The sequence below is a fragment of the Pedobacter sp. genome (genome assembly GCF_039594775.1).
Lineage (GTDB): Bacteria > Bacteroidota > Bacteroidia > Sphingobacteriales > Sphingobacteriaceae > Pedobacter.
The window spans coordinates 179,509-196,437 of sequence record NZ_JBCNMT010000001.1; the positions used below are offsets into that span (position 1 = coordinate 179,509).

Below are 16,929 nucleotides of genomic sequence, written 5' to 3' on the forward strand. Positions count from 1 at the left end.
GAGTAATCTGCCAATCAAATGGAGTAAAAACCGAGCTTATTCTAATTAGGAAAAAAATAAGCATTTTTCCTTTTATGCGCCTGACTTCTGCAACAGAACATCTCATAGCAAAAAGTCGAAATAATCACATTACAAAAAGAAAGATTGCCCTGTTCCTAGCAATGACAAAAAAAGTAAAAGATACATTGTATGCGACATCGAAGTTAATTTAGTACAGGAGAATGCCGTCCCAAATTAATGCACTTAGTTACATTTTCAATTTTAATCCCTTAAACTACAAGCTGCAAACGTTGCCAAAACAGCATTTTACTTAGAACGTTTCTAAATTGTCGATTTGTCGTTTTTTTGTAAGTTTTATTCCCAATAAGTTTTCATATTTTAGATAGATTTGCACACTAGAATTATAAATAAACAATCTAATGAGTAGTTTAAGTAAAGCTTTTACGTCGTCTATAGGTAGAAAGTTTGTAATGGGGCTAACGGGTCTTTTCTTGATTTTGTTCCTTATTGTTCACGTATCTATAAATGCACTGATTTTTTTAAATGACAGTGGAGAAACCTTTAATGTAGCCGCCGATTTCATGGGGCATAACATTGTGATCCGCATCATGGAAGTTGGATTATTCGTAGGGATTATCCTTCACATTGTACAGGCCATTATTTTAACCTCGCAAAACAATGCCGCGAGACCAGAGAAATATGCCTACAACAAGGCATCGGCCAACAGCAAGTGGTATTCTCGCAGCATGGGTTTATTGGGCACCTTGATCTTAATGTTTTTGGTATTGCACCTTTATCATTTTTGGTGGCCTACTAAAGTAGCTGTTTACACACACCAAGAGCACAACACTTTTCAGAACATTGTGATGATTTTCCAAGAGCTTTGGGTAGTAGTTGTTTATGTGCTAGGTGTCATTTCATTAGGCTATCATTTATTACACGGTTTTCAATCGGCTTTTCAAACGATGGGTTGGAACCACAAAAAATGGACTCCAGTGGTAAAAACTGTAGGTATATGGTTCTCCATTATAGTACCTATCATTTTTGCATTAATGCCAATATCCATCTATTTAGGTTGGATTGGCTAAACCGAAACGTTTAATTAAATAGGATTAAGTAAATGTCGAAATTAAATTCAAATATCCCTGCGGGCGAATTGACCCAAAAGTGGACTAAATATAAATCTTCTGTACCGTTGGTTAACCCAGCGAACAAAAGAAGTCTTGAAATAATTGTAGTAGGTTCTGGTTTAGCGGGTGCATCTGCAGCGGCTACCTTAGCAGAGATGGGTTACAAAGTAAAATGCTTCTGTTTCCAAGATTCGCCTCGTAGAGCACACTCTATTGCAGCTCAAGGTGGTATCAATGCTGCAAAAAACTATCAAAATGATGGCGATAGTACTTACCGTTTGTTTTACGACACCATTAAAGGTGGCGACTACAGGGCACGTGAGGCCAACGTACACCGTTTAGCAGAGGTTAGTGCGAACATTATTGATCAATGTGTGGCTCAAGGAGTTCCTTTGGCTCGCGAATATGGTGGTTTGTTGGACAACCGTTCTTTTGGCGGTACACAGGTTCAACGTACTTTTTATGCTGCCGGTCAAACTGGCCAACAGTTATTATTAGGTGCTTACTCGGCATTAGAGCGCCAGGTAGGTATGGGTAAGGTACAAATGTACACCCGTCACGAAATGCTTGATGTCGTAATTATTGATGGAAAAGCTCGTGGTATTATTGCTCGTAACTTGATTACTGGCGAATTAGAGCGTCACTTCGGTCATGCAGTGGTTTTAGGTACTGGTGGTTACGGAAACGTATTCTACCTGTCAACCAATGCTATGGGAAGCAATGTTACTGCCGCTTGGAAGGTGCACAAAAAAGGTGCTTTCTTCGGCAACCCTTGCTACACTCAAATTCACCCTACTTGTATTCCAGTGTCTGGAGATCACCAGTCGAAATTAACCCTAATGTCGGAGTCTTTGCGTAACGACGGACGTATTTGGGTTCCTAAAAAGAAAGACGATACTCGTAAAGCTTCGGATATTCCAGAAGATGAAAGAGATTACTATTTAGAGCGTCGTTACCCTGCTTTTGGTAACTTAGTACCTCGTGACGTAGCTTCTCGTGCCGCTAAAGAGCGTTGCGATGCTGGTTACGGTGTAGGTGCCTCTAAACTAGCGGTATATCTAGATTTCAAGGCAAATACCGAGCGTTATGGCCGTATTGAAGCTTCAAAAGCTGGTAACCATAACCCCGATAAAGAAACCTGCATGCGTTTAGGTACTGCCGTAATTAAAGAAAAATACGGCAACTTATTTGATATGTATGCGCAAATTACTGGTGAAAATCCTTATGAAACACCAATGCGTATTTATCCTGCGGTTCACTACACCATGGGTGGTATTTGGGTAGATTATGATTTGATGACCACTATCCCTGGTTTGTATTGCACAGGCGAGGCGAACTTCTCAGATCACGGCGCTAACCGTTTAGGCGCGTCGGCCTTGATGCAAGGTTTGGCTGATGGTTATTTCGTACTGCCTTATACCATCGGTTCTTATTTATCTAAAGAAATTGCAACGAAGCCAATTCCTACAGATCATCCTGCATTTGTGGAAGCAGAAAACAATGTAAAAGCAACTATAGATAAATTCTTAAGTATTAACGGAACTAAATCTGTAGACCATTTCCATAAGAGATTAGGCCACATTATGTGGGAAAAATGTGGCATGGCTCGTAACAGAGAAGGTTTAACTCAAGCCATTAAAGAAATTCAAGATTTACGCAAAGAGTTTTGGGCTGACGTTAAAGTACCAGGTTCAGCTGACGAGTTTAACCCTGAATTAGAAAAAGCACATCGTGTTGCAGATTTCTTAGAACTTGGCGAGTTGATGTGTATCGATGCACTTAACAGAGAAGAAAGTTGTGGCGGTCACTTTAGGGAGGAGCATCAAACTGAAGAAGGCGAAGCAAAACGTGATGACGAAAACTTCTCATACGTAGCCGCTTGGGAATACAAAGGCGAAAGTCAATTCGAATTACACAAAGAAGAATTGAACTACGAGAACATTAAGGTTGCACAAAGAAATTATAAATAGTATTTAGATCTTAGTATTAGTAGATAGATGATTTTCTAACTATTAAATACTAAATACTCGATACTCAATATTAAAAAAGATGAGTACAGGAAACATGAATTTAACGCTACAAGTTTGGCGTCAAAAAAATAGCAAATCAGCAGGCAAACTAGTTGATTATAAGCTTTCCGATATTTCTCCAGACATGTCTTTCTTAGAGATGTTTGACGTTCTAAATGAACAATTAATTAACAAGGGTGAGGAACCTGTTGTATTTGATCACGACTGTAGAGAAGGTATCTGTGGGATGTGCTCAATGTTCATCAACGGACAACCACATGGACCAAAAGATTTGGTAACCACCTGCCAATTGCACATGCGTTCGTTCAAAGATGGCGATACTATTGTAGTTGAACCTTGGAGAGCAAAAGCGTTCCCAGTAATTAAAGATTTGGCGGTTGACCGTTCTGCTTTTGACCGTGTAATTGCTGCTGGGGGTTTCGTGTCAGTTAATACAGGTAATGCGCAAGATGCAAACAATTTACCAATCCCTAAATCTAAAGCCGATGCTGCTTTTGAAGCTGCAGCTTGTATTGGATGCGGCGCTTGTGTAGCAACTTGTAAAAATGCTTCGGCAATGCTTTTCGTTTCTGCAAAAGTGTCTCAATTGGCTTTATTGCCGCAAGGTCAACCAGAACGTTACCGCAGGGTACAAAGCATGGTAGCTCAAATGGACGAAGAAGGTTTCGGTAACTGCACCAACACGGGAGCTTGCGAGGCTGAATGTCCAAAAGGCATTTCTTTAGAGAATATCGCTCGTATGAACAGAGATTACCTAAGCGCTAAATTTATCAGCGAAGAAGAAGTATAAGTTTATGCTGATTAGCTTTGTCAAACTTATTTGCAAAGCAGTCTATTAAGTTTGACAAAGCTTTTATAACAAAATCCCCAAATCTTTCATTAGGCTTGGGGATTTTTTGTTTTTTATGCAGACCATTCATAAATCGTCATTTCGACCTTGCGGAGAAATCTTTGAAATAGTATAACTTATGGGTTAGAACATTAAAATTCAAAGATTTCTCCACTCGCTACGCTGGGTCGAAATGACGCATTCTTCGAAAGCAATAAGCATCAATGAATCAGTTTTAACAAAAACCCTAAAACAATCTTTACGCACTATCGTTTTTTAATAAAAGATTTTAATTATGACAAAGCAAACAAAGATATTGAGCGGCGTTTTAGCAGGAGTAGCTTTAGGTGCCGTAGTTGCGATGGTGTTATCGTCTGATAAACATAGTGGCATGAAAAGCAAAATAAACGATTGGTTTTGTGACCTTTTTGATAAATCAAAAGATAAACTTGCAGGGGTTGCCGAGATGGTAAAAGATAAAGCTGATAAAATGAAAGCATAATTGATGACTTGAAATCAATTATTGCACACCAACCCTGAAATAAATTCAAGGTGACGATAATCAGCCGATTCATCATGCTGAATTTATTTCAGGCATCAGCTTTTGATTTGATAAAAGGGCATTTCCGTATCTTTGAAAATGGATATTTACGGAAGCGCCCTTTTAGATTTTCATCGGACCGGGCAAGCTGAAATTTTATGGCTTCATAATTCCTATGATGAACCTGAAGAAATGCCTATTGAGGTATTTTTTAGGAGCGAGAACGATATGCCAGAAATTGAGCTGAAAGCATTAGAACTTTGCAAAGGCAAAGTACTTGATGTGGGTGCAGGTGTGGGCAGTCATGCTTTGCTACTGGAAAAAAAAGGACTGGATGTTACCGCTATCGACATTTCTGAAATAGCTGTGCAAATCATGCAAGAACGTGGTGTAAAAAAACCTTTGTTTCAAGATTTCTTTAAGACCACAGAAAAGTACAATACCTTGTTATTCATGATGAACGGCATTGGTTTAACTGGAACATTGCCGGGCTTTGAAAACTTACTAGAGAGTGCTAAAAACCTGCTCCTTCCAAAAGGGCAATTACTCTTCGACAGTTCAGATATTTCCTACTTATATGATGATTTACCAATGCCAGCCCATCAGTATTTTGGGGAGATCAGCTATTGTTACGAATACAAAAAGCAAAAAGGCAATTGGTTTAACTGGCTATATATTGACCCAACTACATTGCAGCGTTTGAGTAAACAGCATGGCTGGAACTGTAAAATTGTTTATGTGGATGATCAAGATCAGTATTTGGCGCAGCTTAGTTTATAATTTACGATTTTAGATTTACGAATTACGATTGAAAAGCACTACCGCATAATTAAAGCTAGCAAATCGTAAATCTAAAATCGTCATTCGTAAATTAACTTCTTTCTTCCCAAACTTGTACCAAGTGGACGATAGTCTCAACCGACTTTACCATATCTTGTACCGCAACCCATTCTTGTTTACCATGGAAAGCATGTCCACCAGTAAATATATTTGGGCAAGGTAATCCCATAAATGATAAACGGGAACCGTCAGTACCGCCACGGATGCTACGGGTTACCGGATTAAGGCCGGCTCTTTTAAGTGCTTCAATACCATTGGCCATAATTTGAGGATATTTATCCAGTACCTGCTTCATATTACGATATTGCTCTTTAACGGTTAAGCTATAGCTTGACCTTGGATAGGCAGTAAGCACTTGCTTTACAATTTTCTCCAAGGTTTCCCCGTGAGATTTCAGCAAATTATCATCAAAATCACGAAGGATAAAATTTGCTTCTGCTTGCTCTACATTTCCGCTAATTCCCACGGGATGAATAAAACCATCTCTTTGAGAAGTACTTTCTGGACTAAGTTTATCTTTTGGAAGAGCATCAACAATCTCAGCCAAAATTTTAATAGCACTCTCCATTTTTCCTTTAGCAAACCCTGGATGCGCACTTACACCATTAATGATCAGTTTAGCGCCATCGGCCGAAAAAGTTTCATCCTCTATAGAACCCAAAGTTTCCCCATCTATAGTATAGGCAAACTCAGCGCCTAGCTTTTCTAAATTCACTTTATCTACTCCACGGCCAATTTCTTCATCGGGTGTAAAAAGGATTTTAATGGTACCATGTTTGATTTGAGGATTTTGTGTCAAATAAGTAGCGGCTTCCATAATCTCGGCAACGCCAGCCTTATTATCAGCTCCCAACAACGTGGTCCCACTAGCGGTGATAATATCATTGCCTATTTGGTTCTTTAAATCCCTATGTTCCGAAAATCTCAAGACGATGTTGTGATCATCTGGCAAAACTAAATCCTCACCTTGGTAATTTTTATGGATAATCGGTTTTACATTCTCTCCACTACTGTCTGGGGAGGTATCCATATGTGAGCAAAAACAAATTACCGGCACCTTTTTATCCGTATTGGAGGGAATAGTTGCATAAACATATCCATGCTCATCTAAATGCGCATCATTTAGACCTAATTCTAACAATTCCTGGGCTAAAATCTTGCCTAGATTTTTTTGTTTAGCCGTAGAAGGAGTAGTTGGTGAAGAAGCGTCAGATTGAGTGTCTATTTTTACATATTTCATGAACCTTTCAGTTACAGAAACAGCATTTATTTTTATATCTTGCATAAATTCAAAGATATTATTTATTATTTTGAATAAAGATTATACTTTTGCAAAGTAAGCACTTAATTTATAACAACTTGAAAAAACATTACTTAGCTTTATCACTGATTTTTCTTACAGTTACAGCATTTGGTCAATCAAATTTTTATAGATTAAGCGGGGGAATAGGCGGCGGTGGAACTTATACTTTTACTGATGTCCAACAAGGAAAATATGGCTACGCAGGAGCTATGTATCTTGATTATTATTTATCACCTTTTATTACCACAGGTCTCGAAATACAACATGGTATTTTAAAAGGAAAAGACCATAAAGGTGAGGACGGCCATCAAAAGGCTTTTTCAAATTCTTATACTACTTTAACCGCTAATGTTAAATTTAGGGCTGGAGAAATTACTGATTTCTATTATAGCGATTTCTTAAATTATACAAAAGGCTTTTACTTGGGTACCGGTGTTGGCATGGTTCTTAATAACAATGATGCCGTTAGAGTACAACCTGGTACAGGCTATATATTTCCCGGAAACTCTAAGGCCAAAAGCCTTATTGTTCCCGTTAATGTTGGTATGGATTTTTATTTCCCAGATGGATGGGGAGAAATTAGATATATTTTAAATATAAACTATCAGACCACCATGGACTTTGGTGACAACCTAGATGGCTATAATTCACCTCCCCCATTTAAAAACAAAGGAAATGATATTTATAATTTCCTATCGGTAGGCTTCAAATATACTTTTGGATCCAAAGGTATAACTAGCAAAACCATTCGTTAGTTTATTTATTTTAATTGATTTGTTATCCAAAATTTTGGATACAGTTATTGTCTTAAAAGAAACAAAAGTTATTTTTATACTTAAATCATTCCATAATGAGGGTATATTTCTTTTTGTTCCTTATCTCTACAACAATGACTGCTTTTGCACAATTAACTCCTTACGAGGCTAGTCAAAAAAAAGCCACTACAACTTATGATGAGGCTATTGGCTATTACCAAAAACTTGCTACAGCATTTGGTAAGCAAGCGAAGTTGATGACTTACGGTCAAACCGATTTTGGCAAGCCTTTGCACCTGTTAGTACTCAACAGAGATGGGGTGTTTGATGTTGCCAAGATAAAGCAAGCGGATAAACGCATCCTGTTAATCAACAATGGCATTCACCCTGGCGAACCAGAAGGCATTGACGCCTGCATGATGTTAGCTAGGGACTTGCTCAACAAAAAGCTACTACCCAAAGATGTGGTCATTTGCATCATTCCTGTTTACAACATCGATGGCAGCTTTAACCGAACAAGTACCTCAAGGGCAAATCAAAATGGCCCGCTAGCCTACGGTTTCAGGGGTAACAGCAAAAACTACGACCTTAACCGCGATTTCATCAAGACTGATTCAAAGAACTCAGCAGCTTTTCAGCAAATTTTTAACATTTGGCAGCCTGAGATTTTCGTGGATACCCACACCAGTAACGGGGCGGATTATCAATATACGATGACCTTGATTCCTACGCAAAAGGACAAACTCAATCCAACCCTATCAAACTATTTAACACAAACGATGCTTCCTTATTTATATCAAGAAATGAAAGCAAAAGGTTTTGAGTTGATTCCTTATGTAAATTCGGTTAAAGAAACTCCAGACAACGGTATCTCCGGTTTTATGGAAAGCCCTCGATATAGCACAGGTTATGCAGCATTGCACAATACCATTGGCTTTATGCCCGAAACCCACATGCTTAAGCCTTATGACCAAAGGGTAGAATCGACCTATAAACTGCTTGAAACCTACATTGCTTTAGTAGAGCGCGATGCCAAAAAAATTGGAGAGAATAAGAAAAAAGCAGATAACGAAACGGCATCAAAAACAACGTTTACCTTAGACTGGAAATTGAACAGAGATCAATTTGACGAGATAGCATTTAAAGGTTATGGGGCCAAGTATAAAGCTAGTGAAGTAAGTGGATTGGACAGGCTGTATTACGACCGAAATGAACCCTATACCCAAACCATTAAACAATGGAACAATTTTGAACCCTCTTTAACGGTTGAAAAACCAGTAGCCTACCTTATTCCAAAGGCCTGGCCCCAAGTGATACAATTACTTAAACTGAATAATGTTAAGGTTAACCAGCTTAAAAAAGACACGAAATTGGAACTTGAAATGTACTATATCGCTGACTTTAAAACTGCTCAAAAACCTTTTGAAGGGCACTACTTACACTCGGCGGTAAAAGTTGAACCAAAGCAACAAAGCATCCAATACTATGCGGGAGATTACGTAGTGTATGTAAACCAAAAAACTAACCGATACGTTGTAGAAACCCTAGAACCTCAAGCGCCTGATTCCTTCTTTAATTGGAATTTCTTCGATTCTATTTTAGGACAGAAGGAACATTTTTCATCCTACATTTTTGAAGATACTGCTGCACAACTTTTAAAAAGCAATCCTGCCTTAAAACAAAAATTAGAAGCGGAAAAAGCAAAAAATGCAGAGCTTTCCAAAAACGCCTATGCACAATTGGAGTTCATTTACAAAAATTCTGATTATTTTGAGCCAACTTTTATGCGCTATCCTATTGGAAGGCTCACGAAGGACATTAAATTAGATATAAAATAAGTTAAGCAAAGTATCTTTTAAGCCGATGCTGAAATAAATTCAGCATGACGATAAGTCGCCGCTCCGTCACCCTGAATTTATTTCAGGATCTGCCAAACAAAAAGATTGTGCTATTAAACTAATAAACCCAAAAATAACATGGCATTAGAATACTGGAACATGGCTCCCGTGGCCTCCATCATTTTTATTTTCACAATTGTCACCAGCATTTATGCTTTTAATAACACGCAGTTATTTGGCAAGTTTATGCTGCATCCGTATAGCTTAGCAAAAGGAGGAAAGCTATATACATTCATCACAAGTGGACTTATCCATGCAGATTGGATGCATTTGTTTTTCAACATGTTTACGTTCTTTTTCTTTGCTTTTAGGTTAGAAGCAATGATAGGCCATTGGCAATTTGCGGTGCTTTATTTTGTTTCTTTGGTGGTCAGTGATATTCCAACGGCTATTAAGCATAAAGATGATTATAGGTATAGCAGTTTAGGAGCTTCAGGGGCAATTAGTGCAGTACTTTTCAGCTACATTTTGTTTGATCCGCTAAATCTAATCTTGGTGATGTTTATTCCTATGCCAGCTATTTTGTTTGGGGTACTTTATCTTGCCTATTGTATGTACATGTCCAAAAATTCCAGAGATCATATCAACCACGATGCACACTTTTTTGGCGCATTAGCTGGATTAATTTTAACAATCATTCTTGTCCCCAATGTAATTGCTCATTTCTTAAACCAGCTATCCAGCATCTGGAAGTAATGGCTGCTCAAAAAAGCTCAATGGTGCTCTGGGGTCTTTAATGATTTCAAATAAAGTAAGGCCATAAGGTTTCCAGAAGTTTTCCAATACCTGTCCGTAAGTCTTGTGTTGCCATTCGTCGAAAATGGGTTTATTTTGAATCCCCCGTAACGGCATTGGGTCAATATAAGCCACGTCATTTGCTTCAATCACATTGTACTCTGGCAAACGATTAAACAAGTAAGCCGAGTAAAAGAAGCGCGCTGCCAATTCTTCAAATTGCTGGTCGGTTAGTGGTTTGCCTTTTATAAAATCCAACAGTTGTTGATGGTATCTTTTATTGGTTCCGTTATCCTGTAAACAGGCAATGATTCCAAAATCTTTAAACTTTAGGGAGAAGATGAGAGTGTTGATTTCATCTCGAAAGCTAAATCCGGTCTCCGCATTTTCCAAAGGGACCACTACAATCGACCAAGGCTTAAAATCCTCAAATTCTACCGCTCTAAAAACACCTTGCAACATTAAATGCAGGTTGCCAAACTTGTGCATCAGGCCTTGCGACATGTTCATGCCATCGCCGCTTAATTGCTTTAAACGTATGGCACCTTGCATCTCGATATACAAAAAGCTGTACATCAATTTGCCAATCCAATGAAACAAGTCTATTTCTGACAAAGCCGAAACACCTCTATAACCTTGTTCAAAAGCAGCTTCCATCTTTTGTTCTAAAGGCAAAATGGTTTCTGCATAGATTTCGGCACTAGCGGGAACTACTAAACTCTTATAACTTCTAATGCTCTCATCCAGCAACTTAATCTGCTCCTCGCCCGTAAGGTTGGCCATGTTTAACAACCAATCAGGTAACACACGAACAGCCAAAGGTGAGCTTGAGCTGCCACTCAAAAAGCATTTGTCGTTTCTAAAATCGAACGTTTTAAAAGGATTATAAAGACTATGGTTCATCAGTGCAATATTAACAATAATTGACAAGTGAGTAATTGTTTAATTGTCATATTAAGAATGGTGAACTGATGAAATTGTTTAACTGGTTAATTGCTTATTCCAGTCATCATTCAAAATTCAATTAATACCTGCTATAAAACGAACTAATATGATCTACCAATTGCGCATAAATTGGCTTGGTAAACTCCACAAATAAATTACCCGGAGGTGGGGGCATTATCTCTCGTTTTCTGGTAAGCGCTAATTGCTGTTTGTCTAATGCACGCTCATCTCCCTTAAATGAAGCCCAAACGTCCTTCCAAACATATGTCCCTGCTATTTTCTGATTACGCAAAAGCTTGTTGGTGCTTAAATCTACTACAGCAAAGTTCAATAAGCCTGATGAAGAAACTTGCTTTTCAAAAACGCTGTAAGTGGCTTTAACAGTTCCATAAATTTTGCCACGCCTATCTTCTCCGATTACCACGCTGTCTCTTTGTAACTTTTCTACCCTTTCCTTTACATAGGTTTGACCAACAATGAAATCATCAAAATGTAGTTCTATCAATTGGTCGGCCCTTACATTTCGCGCCTCGGCCTCTTCTTCCGAATAAAACCTCACAAAGGTATTTCCTTTATAAGTAGCCAAATAATTGGCTATCTGTTCTTGAAAATATTGATTGCTTAATCTATAAGTATTGCTGTTGATGATTGCTGGTTGAACTACTACTTTTAGCACTGCAGCCCAATAAGCATCCTCAATCTTTTCCTTCACTCCCTTTAAAGATGGATATAAACTTTGCGCTTTCACAAAGTGTTGATAAGCCACCTTTGCGCTTTGGCGGTTATTTTCCCTTAATGAACGTTCGCCCATTAAATAGCGTGCCTCTGCTGCCTTGTATCTCGAATCCTCAAATTCTTTAACGTATTTTGGAGGGTTGGGGACTAAATTCAAACAACTAGGGCAAGCGTTTACTTCATCGCTTAACTGGTTAATTTTTTGGTAGCGGAACATGATGTTCTCCCATTTCAATGCATCAGTCGAAGTCTTAGCTTCATCAATTTTTCTCAAATGCGTTTTAATAGCCAAATCAAATGCTTCGGGTAAAACCTGCATTGCTTCTTTATTTTGTGGTGAACTTCTTAACCGGTCAACCGCTTTAGAAACTGCTGCGTCGTAATCACCTTTTTGCAAGGCATTTTTTCCGGTAGTACATCCAACAATTAATATGGATAAGTAAAGAAAATAACGTAATCTTGAAATAGAATTCATGGCCATTATATTAGCGTTAACAAATATACTGCAAGGCTGTAAACCTTTTAATGATTTAGACGATTAAAGATGAAAATTAGTTGCAAGGAATTTGAATTAGAATTGAAACACCCGTTTTCTATTGCCAAATTTACCAGAACCAGCACTCCATTATTTTTATTAAAAGTAGAACATGAAGAAAAGGTAGGTTATGGAGAGGCAAGTATGGTTCCTTATATGGGCGAAAGCTATGAAACTGCAAATGCCTTTTTGAAAAAAGTAGACTGGAGCCGGTTTAAATTTCCATTTGATTTTGCCAGCATCAATAAATATTTAGACAGCTTGGCTCCAGGCAATCCTGCAATAAAAGCAGCTATTGATATTGCGCTCCATGACTTAAATGGTCAATTGCTGAACAAACCCTGCTATCAGATATTTGGTGCAGACCCCGCAAAAATGCCTGTGACCTCTTTTACCGTAGGTATTGATACCCCCGAAGTTTTAAAGAAAAAACTGGAAGATGCCAAAGATTTTAAAGTGGTGAAAGTTAAGCTTGGCAGAGAGAACGATAAAGAGATTATTGAAACCATTCGCAGCGTAACTAATGTGCCGTTATATGTGGATGCTAACCAAGGCTGGAACGAGCGCAAAAAAGCCATCGATTTGATCTATTGGCTACACGATAAAGGCGTGGTTTTGATTGAGCAACCGATGGACAAAAATAATCTGGAAGGAAATGCTTGGCTAACGGAACGCAGCCCTATTCCAATTTTAGCTGATGAAGCCATGCAGCGTCTCTCTGACCTAGACTCTTTGAAGGGTGCCTATCACGGCATTAATATTAAACTGATGAAAAGCACGGGCATGTATGAAGGTCATCAGACTATTTTAAAAGCCCGCCAACTAGGCATGAAAGTATTGATTGGCTGCATGAGCGAAACTTCCATTGCAACGCTAGCTGGTGCTCATTTAGCTCCACTTTGTGATTGGGCCGATTTGGATGGACCATTTTTGACCGTTAACAATCCATTTGATCAACCTGCTTTTGAAAATGGCAAATATGTGCTTAACCAATTGCCCGGTTTGGGACTGACTGGCATCAAAGAAGGTTTATTTACATCATAAAAGTTGGGTGATGAGACACCCAACTTATTATTATATTTTAAAAATCACTTCGGTAGCTCCGTAACCGAATTTCTCTTTACGAGCATCCATAAAAGTACGTACCTGAGGATGCTTGCTAATTTTTTGATGGATATGATGTCTCAAAGTTCCATTTCCAACTCCGTGAATAAATACGATGGAAGGCATTTGATGTACAATTGCAGCATCTAAAGCTTCTTGGAATTTTGTCAGCTGAACTTCTAAAATTTCGCTTTGCGATAAGAAATGATGATCATCTCTTAGCCTCTCAATATGTAAATCTACCTCATTAGCTGGTTTGGCAATTTTTGGCCTTTCTTCCTTGGGCGTAAAAAAGCTCTCTTTTAATTTATGGGCATCTACCATCAAAGCAGGTTCATCTAATCTCACTAACCAGCCAAATTTATTGATTTCCGTAATTTGATTTTTAGCACCACTAAAGTCTTTCGATTTAAAACGCCTTTCGACCTGTAGCGGAGCCTTAGGTTTTTTATTGGAAGTGGTAAAATGCAATGCCTGAAAAGTAAAGTTTGGCCAATTGTCCAAATCGCCCAAATTAGCGGTATAAACCTGTACCATACCCTTAGGTTGAATCACCCCCGCAAATTCGCCTTTGTAAATTCCTCCTTTTTCAGTTTTTAGGGAAAACAACAATTGATAAGAGGTTTGATTCAATAAAGTAAAATGTGCTACCACAGAAGCTTTACTATCTTCAGCAACTGCCAAATAAATCCCATCCTCTACAAACTTTTCATCTACCTGCTTGGCTGGCATGGCATTATTGCTGGTTCCAGTATTACTAAAATGACCATGTACATAGGTCAAATTACCTGTGGACACTGGTATTTCAAACCCATCGGTGTCTGTAACTCCTACCGTGTGTTCGTCTATTTGGCTAGTCACGTAGCCTTCTCTTTTCTCATCAATAAAACGAACGTAGTCTCCTATTTTGAACATAATAGTATTTAGTAATTAGCTTTTAGTATTTAGAAGTGGACTCTGTATTTAATATTACCATTTAATTAATGCACTTGCCCAAGTAAATCCAGAACCAAATGCAGCTAAGCACACCAAATCTCCTTCTTTGACCTTACCTGCCTCCCATGCCTCACTTAAGGCAATAGGAACGGATGCTGCCGTGGTGTTGCCATATTTTTGGATGTTATTGAATACTTTATCGTCAGCCAAGCCTAACAATTGCTGTACATATTGGCTAATACGCAAATTAGCCTGATGTGGCACCAATAGGTCAATATCTTTTGCTGTATAATTGTTAGCAGCTAAAGCTTCGTTAATCACTTCTGGAAACTTTACTACTGCCTTTTTGAATACCGCTGGGCCATCCATGTAAGGCAAAGCTGCTCCACTTTCCAATTGTTCGGTAGTCATAAACAAACCGCCAAGTTCCTTTTCCGGGAAAGCAGGTTTATCTTTCAACCATTTATTAGCGTGAGCGCCAGGATAATGCATGGCTAAAATCTCAGCATCAGCACCATCGCTATGTAAATGAGTGCTTAAAATACCCTGGCCTTCCTTATCAGTCCTTTGTAAAACTGCAGCTCCAGCACCATCTCCAAAAATTACGGAAACATTCCTGCTTCGGGTTTCAAAATCCATGGCAAAAGAATGCTTTTCACTACCTACTACCAAAATATTCTTGTACATCCCAGTTTTAATGAACTGATCAGCAACGGAAAGTGCATAAACAAAACCTGAACATTGGTTCCTAATATCCAAGGCACCTACTTCCTTCATCTTCATTTCACGCTGCAACAATACACCGCAGCCAGGAAAATAATAATCCGGACTAAGCGTGGCAAAAATGATAAAATCGATATCATCTTTAGTTATTCCAGCCCTTTCTATGGCTATTTTAGCAGCTTCAATGCCCATTGTAGTGGTAGTTTCTTTGAACCTATCAGCAAAACGACGCTCTTTAATACCCGTACGCTCTTGAATCCACTCATCACTGGTTTCCATGAACCTTGACAAATCGTTATTGGTATAAACATTTTTGGGCACATAGTGACCTATGCCAGCAATTTTTGTCCTATACATATTAGGTGGTTTGATTAACAAAGATAAGTTAATTTACGATTTTAGATTGACTAAGGGCTATGATATAAACCAAAGAAATTTGATGCAACACAATGTTTTCTAAGCAAATCGTAAATCTAAAATCGTAATTCGTAAATCTATTTGTATTTTTGTAGCATGTCAACACAAACTCAGGAAGAAACCTTTACCCTTGAGGAGATTTTAACTTCGTTGAAAACGATACATCGTTTAATTCTGTGGAATGACGATGTAAACACCTTTGACCATGTGATTTGGTGCATGATGCGCTATCTGGATTATAACGAAACCCAAGCCGAAAAAATAGCTTGGAAAGTACACAACGAAGGCAAGTGCGCTGTTTTGGAGGGGTCTTTTACCGAAATGGAAGTATACCGAAAAATCCTACAGCAAGAGGGCTTAACGGTTACTGTTGATTAGATTTCAACATATATTCATCCAATTTCTTCTTTGCTGTTTGACGAACTTTTTCCTTGAAAACGTTTGTCCATCCAAGCAATAATCCACCAATACCAAAAGCCTGCCTGGCCCATCTGTGGAAATTAAAGGTATCTGTGTGCTTCACAATTTTTCCGTCTTTGATTTCAAATTCGGCATTGATTTTATTGACCACCTTTTTACCCGTAGCCGTAAATGTATAACGAGCTTCCCAATAAGCCCTCACTCTGCCTCCTTCTTCCCTCACATTCCTAAAATCCATCACCATATCTCCACTGCGCGACAACAGCATTTGCCACATGGCCCTGATCTGTTGGGCATCAAGGTTGATAAAAACAGCATCATTGAAAATGGCATGGTCATCATAGCTACTTTGCATAGTCTTTACATCCTTTTGCTGGAACGCAGTATAAAACTGATGGATAAGGGCTTCGTTTGGAGTCATGGCTTTTTTGAGTTTGACAAATAAAGTTAAATTTATGAAAACAATTAACCTGTATACAACATTAATTTGAGGTATAGCACTTATCTTAGTATAAGCCATTAAATTTAAAACACATGAAAAGACACGCAACCGCCGTATGGAACGGTACTGGAAAAGATGGGAAAGGCACTTTAACCACCCAAAGCACAACCTTACAGGACACCCAATATTCATTTAAAAGCCGCTTTGAAGAAGGCACGGGTACAAACCCAGAAGAATTAGTTGCCGCTGCACATGCGGGATGCTTCAGCATGAAACTAAGCTTCAATATTTCGGCAGAAAACATTACCCCAGAAAGCATTGAAACCAAAGCTACCGTAAACCTTAATCCTGAAAAAGGAGCTATCGATAATATCCATTTGGTGGTAAAGGTAAAGGCAGAAGGATTATCAAAAGCAAAGTTTGATGAATTGGTAGCAGATGCCAAAGCAAATTGTCCCATCTCAAAGCTGTTAAACACCGATATTACTCTAGAATCGGAGCTCTTGTAAGCCCGTAGAACTTAAACAATCATCAGCCATAGATACACAGACACTTCGATTATTGGGCTTACCAAGCCTTATCTGGGTATCTATGGCAAAATAGTTCTTCTT

At 38.5% G+C, this 16,929-nt stretch carries 17 protein-coding genes; 11 read left to right on the plus strand and 6 right to left on the minus strand.

What is annotated here, in order from left to right:
• Window positions 1–419: 419 nt before the first annotated feature.
• The 5 genes from ABDV71_RS00740 to ABDV71_RS00760 all read left to right on the plus strand — a co-directional run bounded on the left by ABDV71_RS00740 (window position 420) and on the right by ABDV71_RS00760 (window position 5,310).
• Entirely contained in the window at window positions 420–1,088 is a 669-nt protein-coding gene (locus tag ABDV71_RS00740) for a succinate dehydrogenase cytochrome b subunit (protein ID WP_343530479.1), read from the plus strand.
• Window positions 1,089–1,120: 32 nt separating this feature from the next.
• Window positions 1,121–3,100 (plus strand): fumarate reductase/succinate dehydrogenase flavoprotein subunit, encoded by a 1,980-nt coding sequence (locus ABDV71_RS00745; RefSeq protein WP_343530480.1) that lies wholly within the window; start codon window positions 1,121–1,123, stop codon window positions 3,098–3,100.
• A gap of 79 nt (window positions 3,101–3,179) precedes the next feature.
• Window positions 3,180–3,950, plus strand: coding sequence for a succinate dehydrogenase/fumarate reductase iron-sulfur subunit (locus tag ABDV71_RS00750; protein ID WP_343530481.1), 771 nt, complete (start codon window positions 3,180–3,182; stop codon window positions 3,948–3,950).
• 334 nt (window positions 3,951–4,284) lie between these two features.
• Window positions 4,285–4,491 (plus strand): YtxH domain-containing protein, encoded by a 207-nt coding sequence (locus tag ABDV71_RS00755; RefSeq protein WP_343530482.1) that lies wholly within the window; start codon window positions 4,285–4,287, stop codon window positions 4,489–4,491.
• 138 nt (window positions 4,492–4,629) lie between these two features.
• Window positions 4,630–5,310, plus strand: a complete 681-nt coding sequence (locus tag ABDV71_RS00760; RefSeq protein WP_343530483.1) for a methyltransferase domain-containing protein — start codon at window positions 4,630–4,632, stop codon at window positions 5,308–5,310.
• A 91-nt stretch (window positions 5,311–5,401) separates the two neighbouring features.
• Here the strand turns inward: ABDV71_RS00760 and pepT are convergent, their stop codons facing one another.
• Entirely contained in the window at window positions 5,402–6,655 is a 1,254-nt protein-coding gene (gene pepT, locus ABDV71_RS00765; RefSeq protein ID WP_343530484.1) for a peptidase T, read from the minus strand.
• Window positions 6,656–6,729: 74 nt separating this feature from the next.
• Here pepT and ABDV71_RS00770 point away from each other — a divergent pair, with 74 nt between their 5' ends.
• From ABDV71_RS00770 to ABDV71_RS00780, 3 genes are all read left to right on the plus strand, one after another.
• Window positions 6,730–7,428, plus strand: a complete 699-nt coding sequence (locus tag ABDV71_RS00770; protein ID WP_343530485.1) for a hypothetical protein — start codon at window positions 6,730–6,732, stop codon at window positions 7,426–7,428.
• Window positions 7,429–7,523: 95 nt separating this feature from the next.
• Window positions 7,524–9,266 (plus strand): M14 family metallopeptidase, encoded by a 1,743-nt coding sequence (locus ABDV71_RS00775; RefSeq protein WP_343530487.1) that lies wholly within the window; start codon window positions 7,524–7,526, stop codon window positions 9,264–9,266.
• A gap of 138 nt (window positions 9,267–9,404) precedes the next feature.
• Window positions 9,405–10,022 carry a rhomboid family intramembrane serine protease gene (locus ABDV71_RS00780; RefSeq protein WP_343530488.1) on the plus strand — a complete coding sequence of 206 codons (618 nt, stop codon included), beginning with the start codon at window positions 9,405–9,407 and terminating at the stop codon, window positions 10,020–10,022.
• On the opposite strand, the gene ABDV71_RS00785 is transcribed toward ABDV71_RS00780, so the two are convergent.
• Window positions 10,002–10,964: a hypothetical protein gene (locus tag ABDV71_RS00785; protein WP_343530489.1), complete on the minus strand. Its 963-nt coding sequence runs from the start codon at window positions 10,962–10,964 to the stop codon at window positions 10,002–10,004. The two genes, ABDV71_RS00780 and ABDV71_RS00785, sit on opposite strands and share 21 nt — an antisense overlap.
• A 121-nt stretch (window positions 10,965–11,085) precedes the next feature.
• On the minus strand, window positions 11,086–12,216 hold the full coding sequence (locus ABDV71_RS00790; RefSeq protein ID WP_343530490.1) for a hypothetical protein: 1,131 nt from the start codon (window positions 12,214–12,216) through the stop codon (window positions 11,086–11,088).
• Window positions 12,217–12,285: 69 nt separating this feature from the next.
• Here ABDV71_RS00790 and ABDV71_RS00795 point away from each other — a divergent pair, with 69 nt between their 5' ends.
• On the plus strand, window positions 12,286–13,320 hold the full coding sequence (locus tag ABDV71_RS00795) for a dipeptide epimerase (protein WP_343530491.1): 1,035 nt from the start codon (window positions 12,286–12,288) through the stop codon (window positions 13,318–13,320).
• Between the two features lie 30 nt (window positions 13,321–13,350).
• On the opposite strand, the gene ABDV71_RS00800 is transcribed toward ABDV71_RS00795, so the two are convergent.
• Both ABDV71_RS00800 and ABDV71_RS00805 read right to left on the minus strand, forming a co-directional pair.
• Window positions 13,351–14,295: a Smr/MutS family protein gene (locus tag ABDV71_RS00800; RefSeq protein WP_343530492.1), complete on the minus strand. Its 945-nt coding sequence runs from the start codon at window positions 14,293–14,295 to the stop codon at window positions 13,351–13,353.
• A gap of 54 nt (window positions 14,296–14,349) precedes the next feature.
• Complete coding sequence (locus ABDV71_RS00805; RefSeq protein ID WP_343530493.1) at window positions 14,350–15,396, minus strand: beta-ketoacyl-ACP synthase III; 1,047 nt, start codon at window positions 15,394–15,396, stop codon at window positions 14,350–14,352.
• 156 nt (window positions 15,397–15,552) lie between these two features.
• Between ABDV71_RS00805 and ABDV71_RS00810 the strand changes: the two genes are divergently transcribed.
• Complete coding sequence (locus ABDV71_RS00810; RefSeq protein ID WP_113647264.1) at window positions 15,553–15,834, plus strand: ATP-dependent Clp protease adaptor ClpS; 282 nt, start codon at window positions 15,553–15,555, stop codon at window positions 15,832–15,834.
• On the opposite strand, the gene ABDV71_RS00815 is transcribed toward ABDV71_RS00810, so the two are convergent.
• Complete coding sequence (locus ABDV71_RS00815) at window positions 15,821–16,297, minus strand: nuclear transport factor 2 family protein (RefSeq protein ID WP_343530494.1); 477 nt, start codon at window positions 16,295–16,297, stop codon at window positions 15,821–15,823. The two genes, ABDV71_RS00810 and ABDV71_RS00815, sit on opposite strands and share 14 nt — an antisense overlap.
• A gap of 113 nt (window positions 16,298–16,410) precedes the next feature.
• On the opposite strand from ABDV71_RS00815, the gene ABDV71_RS00820 reads away from it, so the two are divergent.
• The gene (locus ABDV71_RS00820; RefSeq protein WP_343530495.1) at window positions 16,411–16,827 is read left to right on the plus strand and encodes an OsmC family peroxiredoxin; all 417 of its coding nucleotides are present in this window, start codon (window positions 16,411–16,413) and stop codon (window positions 16,825–16,827) included.
• The last annotated feature ends 102 nt before the right edge of the window (window positions 16,828–16,929 follow it).

Bases quoted from the DNA above. Each gene is read 5' to 3' on its own strand.
- ABDV71_RS00780 (WP_343530488.1), top strand. From the start codon at position 9,405: ATGGCATTAGAATACTGGAACATGGCTCCCGTGGCCTCCATCATTTTT.
- ABDV71_RS00785 (WP_343530489.1), bottom strand. From the start codon at position 10,964: ATGAACCATAGTCTTTATAATCCTTTTAAAACGTTCGATTTTAGAAAC.
- ABDV71_RS00820 (WP_343530495.1), top strand. From the start codon at position 16,411: ATGAAAAGACACGCAACCGCCGTATGGAACGGTACTGGAAAAGATGGG.
- ABDV71_RS00795 (WP_343530491.1), top strand. From the start codon at position 12,286: ATGAAAATTAGTTGCAAGGAATTTGAATTAGAATTGAAACACCCGTTT.
- ABDV71_RS00745 (WP_343530480.1), top strand. From the start codon at position 1,121: ATGTCGAAATTAAATTCAAATATCCCTGCGGGCGAATTGACCCAAAAG.
- ABDV71_RS00775 (WP_343530487.1), top strand. From the start codon at position 7,524: ATGAGGGTATATTTCTTTTTGTTCCTTATCTCTACAACAATGACTGCT.
- ABDV71_RS00805 (WP_343530493.1), bottom strand. From the start codon at position 15,396: ATGTATAGGACAAAAATTGCTGGCATAGGTCACTATGTGCCCAAAAAT.
- ABDV71_RS00760 (WP_343530483.1), top strand. From the start codon at position 4,630: ATGGATATTTACGGAAGCGCCCTTTTAGATTTTCATCGGACCGGGCAA.
- pepT (WP_343530484.1), bottom strand. From the start codon at position 6,655: ATGCAAGATATAAAAATAAATGCTGTTTCTGTAACTGAAAGGTTCATG.
- ABDV71_RS00800 (WP_343530492.1), bottom strand. From the start codon at position 14,295: ATGTTCAAAATAGGAGACTACGTTCGTTTTATTGATGAGAAAAGAGAA.
- ABDV71_RS00750 (WP_343530481.1), top strand. From the start codon at position 3,180: ATGAGTACAGGAAACATGAATTTAACGCTACAAGTTTGGCGTCAAAAA.
- ABDV71_RS00755 (WP_343530482.1), top strand. From the start codon at position 4,285: ATGACAAAGCAAACAAAGATATTGAGCGGCGTTTTAGCAGGAGTAGCT.
- ABDV71_RS00815 (WP_343530494.1), bottom strand. From the start codon at position 16,297: ATGACTCCAAACGAAGCCCTTATCCATCAGTTTTATACTGCGTTCCAG.
- ABDV71_RS00740 (WP_343530479.1), top strand. From the start codon at position 420: ATGAGTAGTTTAAGTAAAGCTTTTACGTCGTCTATAGGTAGAAAGTTT.
- ABDV71_RS00790 (WP_343530490.1), bottom strand. From the start codon at position 12,216: ATGAATTCTATTTCAAGATTACGTTATTTTCTTTACTTATCCATATTA.
- ABDV71_RS00810 (WP_113647264.1), top strand. From the start codon at position 15,553: ATGTCAACACAAACTCAGGAAGAAACCTTTACCCTTGAGGAGATTTTA.